The organism is Glutamicibacter sp. 0426, from assembly GCF_001906485.1.
Classification (GTDB): Bacteria; Actinomycetota; Actinomycetes; order Actinomycetales; family Micrococcaceae; genus Glutamicibacter; species Glutamicibacter nicotianae.
The window spans coordinates 128,994-146,492 of record NZ_MPBI01000002.1; the positions used below are offsets into that span (position 1 = coordinate 128,994).

Sequence of the window (17,499 nt, forward strand, 5' to 3'; positions counted from 1 at the left end):
GAGCAGTCACCTATTTCTGACCCCGGTTTCAAGAACCGGCGTGCGAACCTTTCGCCTTTAGATGCGTCTGGAAGACACCGCGTTGCCGTCGAGAGTGTAATAGAACCGCATTGTGCTATTTTCATTAGCACAAGTCAGGCCTTCGAGCTGTGGAGTTATATACGAGCCCAAATTTGGAAGAACCGCAATCGCAAACGGCCCCATCAGTGCCCGTATCGAGGCCAGAATCAGAGCGCTGCCCCGTTGATAAAAGATCGCTGATCTGCTGGCGACATGTCAATGTAGAAGGCAGTCGAGTGTTGCCCTGCACTGAGGGCAGGGTTGGCAACGTCAATAGCTGCCTTGGCATCTCGAACGATGGTTAGGGTCGACCCTTCCGAAAACTCGTAGTCCTTCTCAATCGTGGACGAAGTCTCGCTGACCATGGGAGGTTTTTTCGTCTGCAATACATAGTCCAAGCCTGCTTTAATTTCTTCGCTCCGTTTCCCTGAAACGAAGGACGAGGACTCATCTGACGTCTCGCGTGCAGTCGGGTTGGCAAAAGCCGTTCCTGCAGAGCTGGCCGCCAAGGCCGTCGTGACAAGTAAGGCAGTAGCCGCTTCAGCTAAACGATTCATGGTGCCACCTTCAACAGATTGAATGTTTCTTCTTGCGTCGCCGATCAAGCAATAAGCCGCCTCCGCAGAGCATCAGGAAAGCGACTGCGGTTGTGAGAGCAGCGAGGAGAGCGGGATTCTCTGAAGAAGCTGCTGCTGGCCATTACCCGGCAGGAGGAGGCCTTCTCGGCGGCCACTGCGCAGGAGCTGCAGCGCCGCGGGCTGCTGCCGGCCATGCCCGCCTTGATCATCGGCGAAACCCTGGCTGCGCTGTGGCGGGTGGCCTGGCAGTGCTTCGGCCGAGCGGAGCGGGCCGGGGAGCCTGCGGATCCGGTTGAGCTCTTCGATGCGGCTCTGGCGAATCTGGCAGCCCTGGCCGGGGCCGTGTCCGAATAGCGAAGGCCAATCTTGAGTTATCGCCGATTAACTTAAATGTGACGAACTGCTTGCGGGCAGTCCAGCCCGGGATTTCGGCGAATATCGGGGATTGCCGCGCGCATTTCTGCTGGCCTGAAAGTGTGGTGCTGGGCAAAATCAGGTAGATTTGGAACGTTGAGTTCAGGGCGGTAACACCGCTTCCGCACGACGTTCAGGGAGACGCCACACCTATGGCAAAGATTATTTACACCCACACCGACGAAGCGCCAATGCTGGCGACCCACTCGTTCCTGCCAATCGTGGAGGCCTTCGCGTCGACCGCCGGGGTGGAACTTGAGACCCGCGACATCTCGCTGGCCGGTCGCATCATCGCTACCTTCCCGGACTATGTCACCGAGGAACAGCGCATCGGTGACGCGCTGGCGGAACTTGGCGACCTGGCCAAGACCCCGGAAGCGAACATCATCAAGCTGCCGAACATCTCGGCTTCGATCCCGCAGCTGAAGGCCGCCATCGCCGAGCTGCAGGCTGCCGGCTACGCACTGCCTGACTACCCGGACAACCCATCCTCGGATGAGGAAACCGACATCCGCGCACGCTACGACAAGATCAAGGGTTCGGCAGTGAACCCGGTACTGCGCGAAGGCAACTCGGACCGCCGCGCACCGCTGAGCGTGAAGAACTACGCCCGCAAGTACCCGCACTCCATGGGCGAGTGGGCAGCAGACTCGAAGACCAACGTGGCCACCATGGGTGCCGACGACTTCGCTTCCAACGAGAAGTCCGTGGTCATCGACGCGGACAAGAAGATCTCGATCCGCTTCGTCGGCGAAGACGGCGAAGTCAAGGTCCTGAAGAAGCCATTCGACGTGCTCAAGGACGAAGTCATCGACGGCACCGTCATGCACGCCGCAGCCCTGTCCGAGTTCCTGAAGAACTCCGTGGCCCGCGCCAAGGAAGAGGGCATCCTCTTCTCGGCGCACCTGAAGGCCACCATGATGAAGGTTTCCGACCCGATCATCTTCGGCCACGTGGTCAAGGCCTACTTCTCCGAGCTGTTCGAGACCTACGGCAAAGAACTGGCAGCGGCCGGCCTGAACCCGAACAACGGCCTGGCAGCTATCCTGAACGGCCTGGACGAGCTGTCCGACGAGGTCCGCGCCGGCGTCGAGAAGCTGATCGCCAAGGGCCTGGAAGAAGGCCCGGCAGTTGCCATGGTCGATTCCGACAAGGGCATCACCAACCTGCACGTCCCATCGGATGTCATCGTTGACGCGTCCATGCCAGCCATGATCCGCCTGGGCGGCAAGATGTGGGATGCCAAGGGCAACACCGCAGACACCCTGGCCGTGCTGCCGGATTCCTCCTACGCAGGCATCTACCAGGTGGTCATCGAGGACTGCCGCGCCAACGGCGCCTACGACCCGACCACCATGGGCACCGTGCCGAACGTCGGCCTGATGGCGCAGAAGGCCGAGGAATACGGCTCGCACGACAAGACCTTCGAAATCGCTGGCAACGGCCACGTGCAGATCGTCGACGAGAACGACACCGTGCTCATCGAGCACCAGGTCTTCGCCGGCGACATCTGGCGCGCCTGCCAGACCAAGGACGTTGCCATCCGCGACTGGGTGAAGCTGGCAGTGAACCGCGCCCGCGCCTCCCAGACCCCGGCAGTGTTCTGGCTGGACGAGAACCGCGCCCACGACGCAGTGCTGATCGGCAAGGTCAACGAGTACCTCAAGGAACATGACACCGAGGGCCTGATCATCGAGATCCTGTCCCCGGTCGAGGCCACCAAGTACTCGATCGAGCGCATCCGCAAGGGCGAGGACACCATCTCGGTCACCGGCAACGTGCTGCGCGACTACCTGACCGACCTGTTCCCAATCCTGGAACTGGGCACCAGCGCCAAGATGCTGTCCATCGTTCCGCTGCTGGCTGGCGGCGGCCTGTTCGAGACCGGTGCCGGCGGCTCCGCTCCGAAGCACGTGCAGCAGCTGGTGAACGAGAACCACCTGCGCTGGGATTCGCTGGGCGAGTTCATGGCACTGGGCGCTTCCTTCGAGCACCTGGCAGTGACCACCAACAACGCCCGCGCCCAGGTGCTGGCAGACACCCTGGATGCAGCTACCGGCACCTTCCTGCTGGAAGACAAGTCGCCAAAGCGCAAGGTGGGCGAGCTGGATAACCGCGGCAGCCACTTCTACCTGGCCAAGTTCTGGGCAGAAGAGCTGGCCAAGCAGGAGAAGGATGCGCAGCTGGCTTCCGCGTTCGCCGAGGTTGCCAAGGTGCTGGACGAGAACGAGCAGACCATCGTGACCGAGCTCGCCGAGGTCCAGGGCAAGGCCGTGGACATCGCCGGCTACTACCGTCCGGACGAGGCCAAGACCTCCGCTGTGATGCGCCCAAGCGCAACGCTGAACAAGGCGCTGGAACTGCTGACCAAGTAGTCCCTGGAGCTAAGCAGCTGGCTCCAATCCTCATTGAGGATCGGAGCCAGCGGCCTTAAAGTGCGATTAAGCCGTGGATGTCAAAGATCCAGCTGCCCAGTGTGTGGCAATGCCCCTCGGCCGTGCGCTGCTGGCTGCTTGTTCCAATAGCGTGGCAGTAGTGAGAAGATCATTCTCTGTATTGCATGCGGCTTTCCCGATGATTCCCAAAATCCCGAATCGTGTCACGGCGTTCTTGACCAACAGCCCGCGGTTCAAGTTGGCGTTCCTCGATGCCTGACACCGGGCGCGGGGCTGGTGCGAAATGCGGAACAGAACACTTAAGACTGCGGGTTGGGCAAGCAGCTGTATTGGACTATTGCGCGAACTAGACGTGGGCGAATCTAGCAATGCCCGCATTAAATCTGGTCTCATAACTGCAACTGGCTGCATTGTCTGGTTGCCATGAAGAAGTTTACTGGGATCTGAAGCGGTGGAGATACCTGTTATTTCTATGGTCGGAAAATCGTCTCTTGCGGCACTGCGAGTTGGCTGCCTCAACTGGTAGTTTTCCTGGTGTTTCTTCAGTTGCGTAAGGTCATCCCGGTCGAGTTGACTGGAGTCTCGAAGTGCCCTTCGGTGGTTCAAACGCTTTTTTGGCCTGAGCAGAACCGACGACGCGGCCACCAGGAATCACTTGGGGTGGATTCCGGTAGCCGTCGGAGCCCAGACGAAAAATTCTAGGCTAGCCAATACCAACAATTCGAGTTGGTCAAAACCACTGCAATGTCAATAAAGTCTTGAGCTATGATTTACGCTGAGCTAACCAACTCGTCGCTTGGTCTTTGAATGGCTGGAGGCGCAGGTAGGCGTCGCGAGCGAATGAAATCTGCCATTCCAAATCCGGTTGGCTGAGCTCTGCGTGGATATGGATGTAATTTCGTGCAGTATAGAAGCTTGTTATCTCGTCGCCGAGATCCATCGCAATAATTCCCAGGGCGACAGCTGCCGTCACTTTCTTATCGAATCTGATTTTCGTCACCTGCGTGCGTTTCGTGGTTTTAACTGCGCCCACGATGTCGTCGCTATCGTCTGTCTTCATGTCACGAATTCGATTCATGATATGGACAGGCAAATCGCGCTGGACTAAAGCTTGGTACTCGAAGAGCTGCTGGACTTGAGGCGTCTCTGCTGCCTCGACAAACAGAAGATGATGAATGGATGCTTCGTAGATCGAAGCATACTGCTGAACTTGCAATTGGATTTGAGCTTGTTTCGCCCAATCCTCGTCAATTCTTAGCCCTTCCCAGAATTTGTAGAGGTTTCTGGCTGCGTAGAATTCTTGCCCGATCCGTTCGCGTAACTTTATATCACTAATAAAATCGAAATAGTCGACGTGCCAAGTTACGTCGCCCGGTAGATCCTTGCGCGCATACTCTACAGCCTGAGAACGTGTCGGTTCTGGAAGAGCCATCTATAACCTTTCGCCCGAAATTTGCTAGTCAGGTACATCCTAGCTTCCTAATAAAATTTGGGTCAGCGGGACACTTTATAGCCATTTCAATGGAACGTGGCTGCACGTCCAGGTGATAGGCCGTATTTGAATTCTTTTGCCTGGGAGTTTCACAGAAATACTGTCGGTCGGTGACTTGCTCCTCCTTAGAGACACTGGGTTGAATTACGACCGTAATGTCGACAACTTCCGCTAGGCTAAGTGGATGTTCTGCTGCCTTAGATCATCGCATTCCCGTTCGCGATACGAAGCCATTATGTACGGATCACGGTCCCAATTTTTACAAGTTAGGCGGTCTGGCTTCTGTCCATTGTTCTACGTTGATGGCCTAGCAAATCGAACAGGGGACTTAGGAATCCTTTCCGGAGTGCAGTTCTAAACCTGAAAAATGATAAACTTTACAGCCCGCGCCCTGCCTCCCACAGGTTATCCGCGGTGCCGGTCAGCAAGGCATTGAGCGAGACAGCCTGCGCATCGGTGAACGAGGCAATGTAGTCCACGATGGCCCGGGACTGGCCCAGGCGCTGTACCTCGTCCGGCCCAGCCTGGCGGAAGAGCTCAGGGGAGAGTTCGCGCAGGTGACGATACTCCTCGGTGGCCGCTTCCACCGAATCAAGCAGCCGGCGCGGGGCGCGTCCGGCATCATCCGGATCATTGAGCCAGGTGTGGAACCCTTCGGCCAGCGAGCGGATGATCCTGGTCTGCCCGCGCTGGTACACGGCCAAGTCCGGGCGTTCGAGCACGAAGCGAGCGTGGACGAATTTCAGCACAATCACGTCATGCCAGGCCTCATCGCCCAGCCGGACGTGGCCGCTGCGCACGGTGGGAGTCTGCTCGACGGTTACCGAGGTCTGGAGCCGCTCGATCCACCGTCGGGTGAACGCGGTGACCGCGCGATCTGCTTCCAGTCCGCCGTCATATGGCACAGCCAGCAGCCCGTCGACCAAGTCATGGCCTACCCGTTCTACGGATTCGCGGAACGCCTGCGCATCGGCGATCCATGGATCCTTGGCCAGTGCCCTGCGCCAAGTCTCCTCCAAGGCGTGGCCCGGCCGGCGGGCATCGAGTTCGGCTTGCTTCAGCTGTCCAAGTTCCCGGGACTGCTCCAGCCAGGCGCGCAATTCCGCCGAAACGCTGGTGTACTGCAGCACCCCGGCACGGTAGAAGTCATCGAGATCATGCACGGCATAGGCAATGTCATCGGCAATATCCATCACCGAGCTCTCCAGGGTCTGCTGGTGTCGGCCGATATTGGGGAACACCGAGAGCACATCGGCCATCTCGTGGGCATCGACATCATAGGCCGAATACTTCAACGCGCCGGCCGCCGGGTCGGTCCCCACGCCGCGCGGCAGCATCTCGGGAGCCAGCGGGGCCAGGGCACGCCATTCGTTGCGGGTCCACGGGTACTTCAGCACGGCGGCGCGCACCGCGCGGGTCAGGTTCATGCCGCGGGCGGTGGCATCGCAGCTGTCCAGCGCGGTGAGGATGCGGAAGGTCTGGGCGTTGCCCTCGAAGCCGTCAGGCAGGTTCAGCAATCCCCGGGCGACACGGTCCAGCTCCAGCTCGCCGAGGTGCCCGAAGGGCGGGTGCCCCAGGTCGTGGGCCGCCGCGGCGGCCTGCACGACCACAGGATCGCAACCACCCAAATGGTCGACGAGTCGTCTAGTTGATTCATCGGCGTTGCGCAGCCGGATGGCAATGGAGCGGGCCACCGCGGAGACCTTCAGCGAATGGGTCAACCGGTTGTGCACCAGGGTGCCGGAGCCTGCCTGCGGGATCACCTGGGTGACCGAGGACAGCCGGGAGAAATAGGGGGAGAAGCGGATGCGTTCGATATCGATGCGGAACTCGTCCTCGCCGTTCTGGCTCGGCTCGGCAATGGCGCGCTCCCGCCCGCCGCTTAGGTGTGTCTTGGCCCTGTATTCCATGGTAGAAACCAGCCTAGGCGATCAATGGCTCAACACCTCGTCAATTGATAACCCGGTTGGCGAGTTCTTCACCGCGTACAAAGTCGATGACCTGGTTTACTGCCAGTTCGGAGACCAGCGAGATGAACTGTCCCGTGTCGCCGGCCATGTGCGGGGTGATGATGCAGTTCGGGGCACTCCACAGCGGATGGTCTGCCGGCAACGGCTCGGGATCGGTGACATCCAAGGCGGCATGCAACCTGCCGGATTGCAGCTCCAGGAACATGGCTCCGGTGTCGACGATGGGCCCGCGTCCCACATTGACCAGCAGCGAGCCGTTCTTCATGGCAGAGAGGAACTGGGCGTCAATGAGCTGCTCGGTTTCCTGAGTGTGGGGCAGGGCAATAATCACCACATCAGCAAGGGGCAGAAAAGCCCAGAGCCGGTCGAGAGAATGAATTCTGAAACCCTGCTCATGTACTCGTTCGGTGCGGGCAAAGACAGTGAGTTCGGCAGGCTTGAAGGGCAGCAGCCGCGAGCGGATTTCACTGCCGACTCCGCCAGCTCCAAGAAGCACCACCTTTGAGCCGTGCAGCGAGCTGCTCCACGTTCGGGTCCACTGGCGCTCGCGCTGCTGCTGTCCGACCTGCGGCAGCTGGCGCAGGGATGCCAGAATCAGGGCGAGGCAGTGTTCGGCGGTGGCAACTTCCACGGCGCCCTTGGAATTCGTTAGTGTCACTTCTTCAGGCAGGTGCTCCAGCACCCACTCGTAACCGAGGGACAGCAGGTGGACATGCTTCAGTCCCTTGATGCGGGCGACTCGTGAACGCAGCTGCGGATTGCTCGGACGTTCGGTGACAAGCACGTCGGCTGGCGGGGCGTCCTCGGGGTCATCGTTGATATGCCAGAGGATCGGTTTGATGCCGGGAATCGTCAGCTCGTCGACGAGTCGTTGCCAGGGGACGAGAACGCGCAGGGTCACGGAATTTCCAATCATCGGTGGGTACGTGGCTATTGTGTCTGCTGTGGCCGCAACGAGACAAGCTTGAATGTCAACGTTGAACTAATTTGTCATATTTCCAGCTCATTGGTCTCTGTAGAAATGATCCAGCGGATAGAATCCGCGCATGACTCAAACTTCAAAGCGCACTAGCCATAAGGTATCCGCGGGTTCCACCGCAACAATGGTGATTGGTTGGACGCTGGCAGCAATCGGCCTAATCGTTTTCGTGCTCGGAGAACCAGTTGGCGGTGGGTTGCTGGTGCTGTCAGGAGCAGTGCTCCACGCCGGCGCGATGGTTGCCGAGTATAACCGACGGTAGGCCGTGAACCGATAACCGTTAAAGCAGTTCAGTCCTCGGGGCAATATCCCGGAGCCTTGAGTGCAGGAAAGAGGTCTAGAGGTTAATAGAGCTTATTCGCACCTCCATCTGCCATGAGGGTCTGGCCGGTGACGTACTTGGCGTCATCCGAAAGCAGGAAAGCGACAATGGGTGCGACATCGGATTCCGGATCGCCGAAGCGGCCCAGCGGAACCTTGGTCAGTGACTGCTCGTATAGTTCTGGGAAGGCTTGGCTCCAGGCCTTGACGCCGTCGGTCAGCGCCATAGGGGAGACCACGTTGACGCGGATGTTGTTGGCCGCCCATTCGTTGGCGGTCACGCGGGATAGGCCGCGGATGGCTTCCTTGGCCGAAGCATAGGCGGCCTGGGTCGGCTGGCCGACCATGGCCGAGCCGGAACCGAAGTTAACAATCGAGCCGCCGTTGTCCTTCAGGTGCGGGAAAGCAGCGAGCATGAACTGGCGGGTGGCCAGGAAGCCGGTATTGAACGAGAGATCTCAGGCAGCCTGGTCCAGCTCGGTGAACGGCGCCTGGCGGGTAGCATGGGCGTTGTTGACCAAGCCGTTCAGTCCGCCGAAGTTCTCCACGGCTGCGGCAACTGCCGCATCTGCGGTTTCTTGCTTGCTGACATCGCCTTCGATGAAGATCACCGAGTCGCCGAGTTCTTCCGCCAGCGCGGCCCCAGCCTCGGTATTCAAATCCACTGCCAAGACCTTGGCACCGCGGCGAGCCAGGACTCGCGAGATCGCTCCGCCAATGCCGGATGCGCCACCGGTGACAATGACAACCTTATTCTCAAGGTGCATTACTTTCTCCCTTCGGCGGTACCGGAACCGCCACTCTTCCAGGCGCCGATTTTCCGATGTCATTCCGGAGTCTACCCGAGCGAGAATTGATTGGGAGGCGCAGTCCCGGTGGATGATCATCCGTTATTGACTAGCGGAAACGGTACTCACCTGCTACCGGTTTGTCCAGCTTCCTCGTTCAGCTGGGTGATGAAACGGGCAATGCGGGCAGCTCTGGTTTTCTCTGTCTTGGCGATCATCAGCTGGTGCAGGATGTGATAACGCGGCTGGGACTTCAGTGCCTCAAAAGCCGCCTTGGCTGCCGGCTGAGCATCTAGTGCGCGCTGCAGATCCTCGGGGACCTGGGCGGTGGCTTGCCCCTGGTAGGCGCGGTCCCACCGGCCATCGGCTTTGGCCTTGTCGATCTCAGCCTGTCCGCGCGGGCGCATCCTGCCCTGAGCGATCAGTTCCTGGACGAACTGAGTATTCTTCTCGGACCAAACCGAGGCTTTGCGCCGGGGAGTGTAGCGCTGCAAGAACGTCTTCTCGTCCTTGCTGCGCCGCTGGCCATCGATCCAGCCGCTGCACAATGCTTCCGGCAGTGCGTCGGCAACCATCAGTGAGGTGGGCTCTGTGGTGCCTTTCTTGGCTACGAGCAGCCACACCCCGTCGCTGGTTTCTTCGTTTTCATCCAGCCAGGCGCGCCATGCGTCGACGTCCTTGAGGATCAGCGGATTGTCATAGCCCATGGTAACTATTGTGCCGCGTGGCGATTGAGTTGGAAAATAAGCGGGGAGGGAAGAGAACAGATCGCTAGCGAGGAAACGTAGTTATGAATAATACTGAATCCAAAAATACAAGGCAGGTCACAATTACTACCAGTTTTTGACGTTTCAGTAATCGGCCTTGGGCCTATTGCCCTAGGTGAACGCTGCAAACAGTTGAAGGACAACCCCCGCCCTATTCTGAAGGTTTGCTGGGGTAATGTTGCAAGTAAACAGATGCTAATTGGTGCCTTGGATGGCGCGGGAGAAAGTTGATGGCAAATAGAATGAAGGAACAGCAGCGAGCGGAACTGCACAAAACAATCTGGCAGGTAGCCAATGATCTTCGCGGTTCGGTGGACGGCTGGGACTTCAAGTCCTATGTGCTCGGCATGCTGTTCTATCGTTTCATTTCCGAAAACCTGACGGCTTACATCAACGACGGCGAACGAGACGCCGGGTCGGCTGACTTCGATTTTGCCAAGATGAGCGACGAAGAAGCCGAGTTCGCTCGTGAGGAAATTGTCAACGAAAAGGGTTTCTTCATCCGCCCTTCGGAGCTGTTCGAGAATGTTCGCAAGCGCGCACCGCAGGACGAGAACCTCAATGAAACACTCGAAAGCATCTTCCGCGACATCGAAGGCTCCGCCACCGGCACCGATAGCGAAGACGATCTCAAAGGCCTGTTCGACGATCTGAACGTCAACAGCACCAAGCTCGGTAACACCGTGGCCAAGCGCAACGCCAAAATGGTCAAGCTGCTGGACGCGATCGGCGACCTCCCGCTGGGTGGCAAGTTTTCGGATAATTCCATTGACCTGTTCGGCGACGCATACGAGTACCTGATGCAGATGTACGCCTCCAGCGCCGGTAAATCTGGCGGCGAGTACTACACGCCACAGGAGGTTTCTGAGCTTCTCGCGAAGATCGCGACTGTTGGCAAGACACGCGTGAATAAGGTCTATGACCCGGCCGCTGGCTCGGGCTCCCTGCTGCTCAAGTTTGCGAAGGTGCTTGGCAAGGAGAACGTCGGTGGGTTCTATGGGCAGGAAATCAACCTCACCACCTACAACCTCGCTCGCATCAACATGTTCCTGCACGACATCAATTACGAGAACTTCGACCTCGCGCTCGGTGACACATTGTTGGATCCGCACCACTGGGATGATGAGCCATTTGAAGCGATCGTCTCTAACCCACCCTATTCGATCAAGTGGGAGGGCGACGCCAATCCGATTCTGATTAACGATCCACGCTATGCGCCGGCTGGCGTGCTGGCGCCTAAGTCGAAGGCAGACCTGGCGTTCACGATGCATATGCTGCATTGGTTGGCGACCAACGGTACGGCAGCTATTGTTGAGTTCCCTGGTGTGCTGTATCGCGGTGGTGCCGAACGCAAGATTCGCAAGTACCTGATCGACAATAACTATGTCGATGCGGTGGTTCAGCTGCCTGCCGATTTGTTCTTTGGTACCACGATTGCGACCTGCATCATCGTGCTGAAGAAGTCGAAGAAGAGCAACGACGTGCTGTTCATTGATGGTTCGGCTGAGTTCGTGCGTGGGGGCAACAAGAACAAGCTGAGCGAAGCCAACCAGCAGACATTACTTAATGCGTTTACGAACCGTGAATCATCGGACCACTTCGCAACCCTGGTTGAGAACAGTGATATCGCTGCGAATGACTACAACCTCGCCGTGTCATCGTACGTCGAAGCTGAAGACACCCGCGAAATCATCGACATTACCGAACTGAATGCGCGGATCGAGCAGATCGTTGCCCGCCAGGCCGAACTGCGCACCTCGATTGACGCGATTGTGGCTGATCTGGAGGGCATGAAGTGAGCCAGATTGATGAATTGATAGCAAAGCATTGCCCGAACGGCATACGTCATGTCGATCTTTCTGAAGTTGCCGACTATTCGCGTACTAGGGTCGACGCTGTTGACTTGGACGAGACGAACTTCGTCGGCGTAGATAACCTCGTCGCTGATAAGGGCGGCCGCGTCGATGCTACCTATCTACCAAACACGGCCCGGCTGACCGGGTATGAGCCGGGAGATATTCTTTTGGGGAATATACGGCCATACCTTAAGAAGGTGTGGCTTGCGACCAACTCAGGTGGATGCAGTGGTGATGTGCTCGCCCTCCGGATCAATCCGAAGTATCAACAGACACTTGGTTCAGAGTTTCTTTATTACATTCTGTCCTCTGAGGGATTTTTCGCCTACAACATGCAGAACGCAAAGGGCGCGAAGATGCCACGCGGAAATAAGGATGCGATTTTGAGGTATCGTATTCCTGTTCCTCCGTTGGAAATTCAGCGTGAAATTGTTCGTATTCTTGATACTTTTAGTAAAATGGAAGCGGAGCTGGAAGCGGAGCTGGAAGCTCGGAAGCAGCAGTATGAGCATTACCGAAAAGAGTTGATGACCTCTGCAGCTTCTGCAGGATGGAGTACGCTTGGGGCGATCAGCACCAAAGTTTCTTCTGGCGGAACTCCTTCGTCAGGAACGGCAGCATATTATGGCGGCGATATTCCTTGGCTGCGCACTCAGGAAGTTGATTTTGACGTAATTACACAGACGGGCGTATCGATCACCGAAGAAGGTTTGAACAACTCTTCGGCGAAGTGGGTGCCTGAAAATTGCGTCATTGTTGCAATGTACGGTGCAACTGCTGCGAAAGTTGCGATAAATGCAATTCCTCTGACGACCAACCAGGCATGTTGCAACCTTCAGATCAACGAGAATATCGCAGAATACCGATATGTATTTCACTGGATTTCAAATCAGTACGAGAAGCTCAAATCATTAGGTGAAGGTTCGCAATTTAACCTGAACGCAAAGAAGGTCAAAGATTTTCCGATTCCGGTTCCACCTCTCGATGAGCAGCGGCGAATCGTCGATATCCTTGATAAGTTCGATGATTTGGTGAATGACCTGTCTGCTGGATTACCCGCTGAGTTGGCTGCGCGTCGTCAGCAGTACGAGTACTACCGCGACAAACTCCTTTCCTTCAAGGAGCTGGAGCCTGCATCATGAGCACGACTCCGGTGAATGTGCAGATTCCTTCGGATACTGAAGCGCCGATCATTGCTGACTTCGTTGAGCACGCTCTGCGTGTGGCGTATTTTGATCGCCAGCACTGGGCCTCCCTGCCGTCGAGCGACTGGGATCAGCCTGGCGTCTACGTTCTAATGACAAACGACGGCTCCAATCGCGTATACGTGGGCCAAGCACGCAAGCTACGCGGCCGACTGCAACAGCACAACAACAAGGAAAAACTTCCCTGGCGTCGGGCTCTTGCGGTAAAGCGTGACACCACGGCCGGGTTCAACACGGCCGAAATTGGGTACCTGGAAGGCCGCATCGCTGCCGAGCTGAATGCCCTGCACCAGATCACCGTGGTTGAAGGTCAGACCAGCGGCGATGAAACGCTACCCAAACATATGATGATTTCTCTGGATGCGTTCGTGAAAAGCATCCTGGGCGCGCTGCGCTTGGCTGGCCTGGATATCAGCCGGAGTAACCCGCAAACGCTGCTCGAAGACGAAGAGCCGGCATCGACCTCGAAACCATCTACCAAACCGAGCAAGACTGTCACTGTTGCGGATCTGGTGTCCAGTGGCCTGCTTCAGGCTGGACACGCACTATTCCTGAGCCAGGCAGGCAAGGAAGCCGAAGGTAGTGTCACGGCAGACGGTGAAATCATAGTGCGTGGTGTGTCCTATAAATCTCCAAGCCGAGCAGCCAAAACCGTACTTGAAGGCCAAGCCTCCAACGGTTGGATGACGTGGAAGGTCGGCAGCCACGCTGGCCCGCCACTCGATACGTTGCGACAACAATGGCTGGAACAACAAGCGGAGGAGGCAGACAAATGATCGAAGCACAGGCACGCAAATACGACACCATAGCGGTTAGTAACGAGAGCACCGTCGTAGCTGAGTTTGTTCCGGATTCTGCCAAGGAGTCCTCGTATCAGTCAGAAGCACAGCTGGAACGAGAGTTCATTCGCCTACTCGAAGGCCAAGCCTACGAGTATGTGCAGCTAACGAGCGAGGAGCACCTCGTCGCTAATCTTCGCGCCCAACTCGAAACCCTGAACCGTTTCACCTTCTCGGATGAAGAATGGCAACGCTTCTTCAAAGAACGGATCGCCAGCACCGGTGACGGCATCGTCGAAAAGACGGTACGAATCCAAGAAGACCACGTCCAGCTGTTAACTCGTGACGATGGCACGACGAAGAACATCACCTTGCTGGACAAGCAGAATATCCACAACAACCGTTTGCAGGTGATCAACCAGTATGCGGTGGACCGTGGCGAAGGCGGCGCAAACTTCTCGAACCGGTACGACGTGACGATACTAGTCAATGGTTTGCCGATGGTGCATATCGAGTTGAAGCGCCGTGGCGTGCCGATCCGCGAGGCGTTCAACCAGATCGATCGGTACCAGCGCGATAGTTTCTGGGCTGGCTCCGGCCTGTTCGAATATGTGCAGCTGTTCGTGATCAGCAACGGTACGCAAACGAAGTATTATTCGAACACCACACGCCGCCAGCACGTTGCCGATGCAACGGGTGCCAAGAAGAAGTCGAAGACGTCCAATAGTTTCGAGTTCACGTCGTGGTGGGCTGATGCGCAGAACAAGCCGATTCTAGATCTGACAGCCTTCGGCAAGACATTCTTCGCCAAGCACACGCTACTAAACATCCTAACCCGCTACTGCGTCCTGACCAGTGACCGCCTGCTGTTGGTGATGCGTCCGTATCAGATTGTGGCGACCGAGAAGATCTTGCAGAAGATCGATATCTCGACAAACTATAAGAAGCTGGGCACCGTCGATGCGGGCGGTTATGTCTGGCATACCACCGGCTCCGGTAAAACGCTGACCAGTTTCAAGACGGCACAGCTCGCTTCACGCCTGGAGAGCGTGGACAAGGTACTGTTCGTCGTTGACCGCAAGGACCTGGACTACCAGACGATGAAAGAGTACGACCGGTTCGAAAAGGGCTCGGCGAACTCCAACACGTCAACCGCGGTACTGAAGCGGCAGCTGGAAGATCCGTCGAAGAAAATCATCATCACGACGATTCAAAAACTCTCAACCTTCATCGCGAAGAACAAGGGCCATGAGATCTACTCAGGCCATATCGTGCTGATCTTTGATGAGTGCCACCGCTCCCAGTTCGGTGACATGCACACGGCCATCACGAAGGCGTTCAAGCGCTATAACTTGTTCGGGTTTACTGGCACCCCGATTTTCGCTGAGAACTCCGGCAGCGGCGGCAACCCACAGTTGAAGACCACCGCGCAGGCGTTCGGTGAGAAGCTGCACACCTATACGATCAAGGACGCGATCACAGATCAGAACGTTCTTCCCTTCCGTATCGATTATGTGAATACGATGAAGGTCGGTTCGGTCATCGACAAGCAGGTGTCGGCTATCGACACCGAGAACGCCCTGCTGTCACCTGTGCGCGTGTCTCAAGTGGTTTCGTATATCTTGGAGCACTTCGACCAGAAGACGAAGCGTGCCGTGGGCTACGCGCTCGGTGAGAAGCGTGTGCGTGGGTTCAACTCCCTGTTTGCCACTGCATCTATTACTGCAGCTAGGACGTATTACAACGAGTTCAAACGCCAGCAAGCTGAGCTCACACCGGATCGCCGGCTGAAGATCGCGACGATCTTCTCCTACGCTCCGAACCCGGACTCTGAGGATGGTGTGCTGGAAGAAGAAGGTTTTGAAACCGAGAATCTTTCGGGGGATGCTCGATCATTTCTGGAAGCAGCGATTGCTGACTATAACCAGATGTTCGGCACTAGCTACGACACGAGTTCGGACAGCTTCCAGAACTACTACAAGGATTTGTCGCTGCGGCTGAAGAACCGTGACCTGGACATGGCCATTGTGGTGAACATGTTCCTCACTGGTTTTGACGCGACCACGATGAATACGTTGTGGGTGGATAAGAATCTGCGCTCCCACGGGCTAATTCAGGCGTATTCGCGAACGAACCGTATCTTGAACTCGGTGAAGACTTACGGGAACATCGTGAACTTCCGTGATCTGGAAGAAGCGACGAATGATGCGATTGCCCTGTTCGGCAACAAGGACGCTGCCGGGATTGTGCTGCTCAAACCGTACCGCGAGTACTACGGCGAGTATGCACAGAAAGTCTCTGACCTGTTGGAGAAATTTGTTCCCGGTCAGGTGATCGAGAGTGAATCCGGGCAGAATGAGTTCATCAAACTCTATGGCGAGATCCTTCGACTGAAGAACATCTTAACCTCGTTCGATGAGTTTGCCGGAAACGAGGTGCTCACGGAGCGCCAATCCCAGGATTACCAGTCGGTGTACCTGGATCTGTGGAATGACCGGAAGAAGCACGACGCTGGCGAGAAAGAACAGATCACCGCCGATTTGGTGTTCGAAATTGAGCTGATCAAACAGGTCGAGATCAACGTTGATTACATCCTGCTGCTCGTGCAGAAGTACCGCGAGGAACGCGGCGACGGCGACGACAAGGAGCTGCGTGCTGGGATTTCGCGCGCGATTGACTCGAGCCCTTCCCTTCGCAACAAGAAGGATCTAATCGAGAATTTCGTGGACTCTGTGTCTGTGGATGGCTCAGTCCAGGACGAGTGGCAGGCATATGTGCAGGAACAGCGCGAGAGCGAGCTTGAGGAGATCATCGCTTCAGAGAACTTGAAGCGTGAGCAAACTTTAGGATTCGTTGATTTGGCGTTCACTGACGGAGTGCTGCGCACCACGGGCACAGAGGTAACGAAGATCCTACCGCCGGTGTCTCGATTCTCGAAAGAAAAGAATCATGGCGAGAAGAAGCGACGCGTAATTAATAGGCTGGTCGATTTCTTCGACCGCTTCATCGGACTAGGTCGCCGCGAGCAGGCATAAGAGCCAACATACTTCCAATTTCCTCACACCATTGCACTTTGGCAGCAAAGTTACTGTATTGAAGAGAAGCAAATATTGATAAACAACTTTTCTAGTTTCGGTGCCCTAGATTGGATCGACTTCGTTGTATCTGTCGTGACTGGTGTGGGTGTTTTACTTATTTTCCTGCAGATTATCGGTGAAAGGAGCTCGCGACACCGAGAATTTGAGAATATGTATGTTCAGCGATATTGGGCCATTACTGAACGTTTACCTTCCGATTTTGTAATTGGGAGGACGGAATACGAGCTGAACGAAACCCAAATCCTTGCGATGCGTGATTACGTTTCCCTCTGCGAAGACGAACTGGACTTGCGAAAAAGGGGCTTCATTACAGACCGAACGTGGTCCGTATGGAAAACCGGAATTTGGGCAGCGATTCAGGACCCGAGAATTCTAGAGGTGGTGGCGACGTTTGGAGATAACAGACTCGATCTATTGCGCTCCATGATCGACCGCGATCAATCGAGTTTTGACCCAATCGCGATGTCGCGAATGTCGCGATGGTGGAAAGGACTACGGGGCTAAAAGCTGTTTCTTGTAGTTCCGTATGAATCCACGAGCCTTGCGTCGAATAAATGCAATTCTTCACGCCGTTGGCCAGAAAGAATCTGGCTTTCTACATCGTCTCGCCATTTGGTTTGCTTGTCTGCAACTTTGATGCGATAAATTGCAAGGTAAATAATCTACTTCTAACAAAAATGTTATTTATTGAGGTGGGGAGTTCTTGATTCTGCTTATGCGTCTAGCTGGCCTTCAAGTGTGTTTCGGCATTTGGAAGTAGGCCATTAAAGCGCCTCGCCGGTAGGCCATTTCGGCA

At 56.3% G+C, this 17,499-nt stretch carries 12 protein-coding genes and 2 pseudogenes; 8 read left to right on the forward strand and 6 right to left on the reverse strand.

All coding sequences use genetic code 11. From position 1 onward, the window contains the following. Positions 1–227 precede the first annotated feature (227 nt). Positions 228–665 carry a hypothetical protein gene (locus tag BKX98_RS16990; RefSeq protein WP_158024666.1) on the reverse strand — a complete coding sequence of 146 codons (438 nt, stop codon included), beginning with the start codon at positions 663–665 and terminating at the stop codon, positions 228–230. A gap of 165 nt (positions 666–830) precedes the next feature. On the opposite strand from BKX98_RS16990, the gene BKX98_RS16995 reads away from it, so the two are divergent. From BKX98_RS16995 to BKX98_RS17205, 3 genes and pseudogenes are all read left to right on the forward strand, one after another. After that, complete coding sequence (locus BKX98_RS16995; RefSeq protein WP_158024667.1) at positions 831–992, forward strand: hypothetical protein; 162 nt, start codon at positions 831–833, stop codon at positions 990–992. A 212-nt stretch (positions 993–1,204) separates the two neighbouring features. Further along, positions 1,205–3,427: an NADP-dependent isocitrate dehydrogenase gene (locus BKX98_RS06130; protein WP_073706553.1), complete on the forward strand. Its 2,223-nt coding sequence runs from the start codon at positions 1,205–1,207 to the stop codon at positions 3,425–3,427. 217 nt (positions 3,428–3,644) lie between these two features. Next, a pseudogene (locus tag BKX98_RS17205) lies at positions 3,645–4,002 on the forward strand (hypothetical protein); the annotation flags it as partial. 209 nt (positions 4,003–4,211) lie between these two features. Here the strand turns inward: BKX98_RS17205 and BKX98_RS06135 are convergent. The 3 genes from BKX98_RS06135 to BKX98_RS06145 form a co-directional block, all read right to left on the reverse strand. Continuing rightward, positions 4,212–4,880 (reverse strand): hypothetical protein, encoded by a 669-nt coding sequence (locus BKX98_RS06135; RefSeq protein WP_073706554.1) that lies wholly within the window; start codon positions 4,878–4,880, stop codon positions 4,212–4,214. Between the two features lie 437 nt (positions 4,881–5,317). Beyond that, positions 5,318–6,850, reverse strand: coding sequence for a deoxyguanosinetriphosphate triphosphohydrolase family protein (locus BKX98_RS06140; protein WP_073706555.1), 1,533 nt, complete (start codon positions 6,848–6,850; stop codon positions 5,318–5,320). A 40-nt stretch (positions 6,851–6,890) separates the two neighbouring features. Next, on the reverse strand, positions 6,891–7,811 hold the full coding sequence (locus tag BKX98_RS06145; protein ID WP_158024668.1) for a 2-hydroxyacid dehydrogenase: 921 nt from the start codon (positions 7,809–7,811) through the stop codon (positions 6,891–6,893). A 145-nt stretch (positions 7,812–7,956) separates the two neighbouring features. On the opposite strand from BKX98_RS06145, the gene BKX98_RS16785 reads away from it, so the two are divergent. Continuing rightward, complete coding sequence (locus BKX98_RS16785; RefSeq protein ID WP_143181040.1) at positions 7,957–8,151, forward strand: hypothetical protein; 195 nt, start codon at positions 7,957–7,959, stop codon at positions 8,149–8,151. A gap of 82 nt (positions 8,152–8,233) precedes the next feature. Here the strand turns inward: BKX98_RS16785 and BKX98_RS06150 are convergent. Then, positions 8,234–9,097 (reverse strand): annotated as a pseudogene (locus BKX98_RS06150) (SDR family NAD(P)-dependent oxidoreductase). Positions 9,098–9,123: 26 nt separating this feature from the next. Next, entirely contained in the window at positions 9,124–9,705 is a 582-nt protein-coding gene (locus tag BKX98_RS06155; protein ID WP_073706557.1) for a YdeI family protein, read from the reverse strand. A gap of 302 nt (positions 9,706–10,007) precedes the next feature. On the opposite strand from BKX98_RS06155, the gene BKX98_RS06160 reads away from it, so the two are divergent. The 4 genes from BKX98_RS06160 to BKX98_RS06175 are packed head-to-tail and all read left to right on the forward strand — an operon-like array spanning position 10,008 to position 16,640. After that, positions 10,008–11,564: a type I restriction-modification system subunit M gene (locus tag BKX98_RS06160; RefSeq protein WP_369826765.1), complete on the forward strand. Its 1,557-nt coding sequence runs from the start codon at positions 10,008–10,010 to the stop codon at positions 11,562–11,564. Next, positions 11,561–12,763, forward strand: coding sequence for a restriction endonuclease subunit S (locus tag BKX98_RS06165; RefSeq protein ID WP_073706559.1), 1,203 nt, complete (start codon positions 11,561–11,563; stop codon positions 12,761–12,763). The genes BKX98_RS06160 and BKX98_RS06165 overlap by 4 nt, the downstream gene beginning before the upstream one ends. Continuing rightward, complete coding sequence (locus tag BKX98_RS06170; protein WP_073706560.1) at positions 12,760–13,602, forward strand: GIY-YIG nuclease family protein; 843 nt, start codon at positions 12,760–12,762, stop codon at positions 13,600–13,602. Before BKX98_RS06165 ends, BKX98_RS06170 begins: the two co-directional genes overlap by 4 nt. Further along, positions 13,599–16,640 carry a type I restriction endonuclease subunit R gene (locus BKX98_RS06175; RefSeq protein WP_073706561.1) on the forward strand — a complete coding sequence of 1,014 codons (3,042 nt, stop codon included), beginning with the start codon at positions 13,599–13,601 and terminating at the stop codon, positions 16,638–16,640. Before BKX98_RS06170 ends, BKX98_RS06175 begins: the two co-directional genes overlap by 4 nt. The last annotated feature ends 859 nt before the right edge of the window (positions 16,641–17,499 follow it).

Bases quoted from the DNA above. Each gene is read 5' to 3' on its own strand.
- BKX98_RS16995 (WP_158024667.1), top strand. From the start codon at position 831: ATGCCCGCCTTGATCATCGGCGAAACCCTGGCTGCGCTGTGGCGGGTG.
- BKX98_RS06175 (WP_073706561.1), top strand. From the start codon at position 13,599: ATGATCGAAGCACAGGCACGCAAATACGACACCATAGCGGTTAGTAAC.
- BKX98_RS06160 (WP_369826765.1), top strand. From the start codon at position 10,008: ATGAAGGAACAGCAGCGAGCGGAACTGCACAAAACAATCTGGCAGGTA.
- BKX98_RS06135 (WP_073706554.1), bottom strand. From the start codon at position 4,880: ATGGCTCTTCCAGAACCGACACGTTCTCAGGCTGTAGAGTATGCGCGC.
- BKX98_RS06130 (WP_073706553.1), top strand. From the start codon at position 1,205: ATGGCAAAGATTATTTACACCCACACCGACGAAGCGCCAATGCTGGCG.
- BKX98_RS06155 (WP_073706557.1), bottom strand. From the start codon at position 9,705: ATGGGCTATGACAATCCGCTGATCCTCAAGGACGTCGACGCATGGCGC.
- BKX98_RS06170 (WP_073706560.1), top strand. From the start codon at position 12,760: ATGAGCACGACTCCGGTGAATGTGCAGATTCCTTCGGATACTGAAGCG.
- BKX98_RS06140 (WP_073706555.1), bottom strand. From the start codon at position 6,850: ATGGAATACAGGGCCAAGACACACCTAAGCGGCGGGCGGGAGCGCGCC.
- BKX98_RS16785 (WP_143181040.1), top strand. From the start codon at position 7,957: ATGACTCAAACTTCAAAGCGCACTAGCCATAAGGTATCCGCGGGTTCC.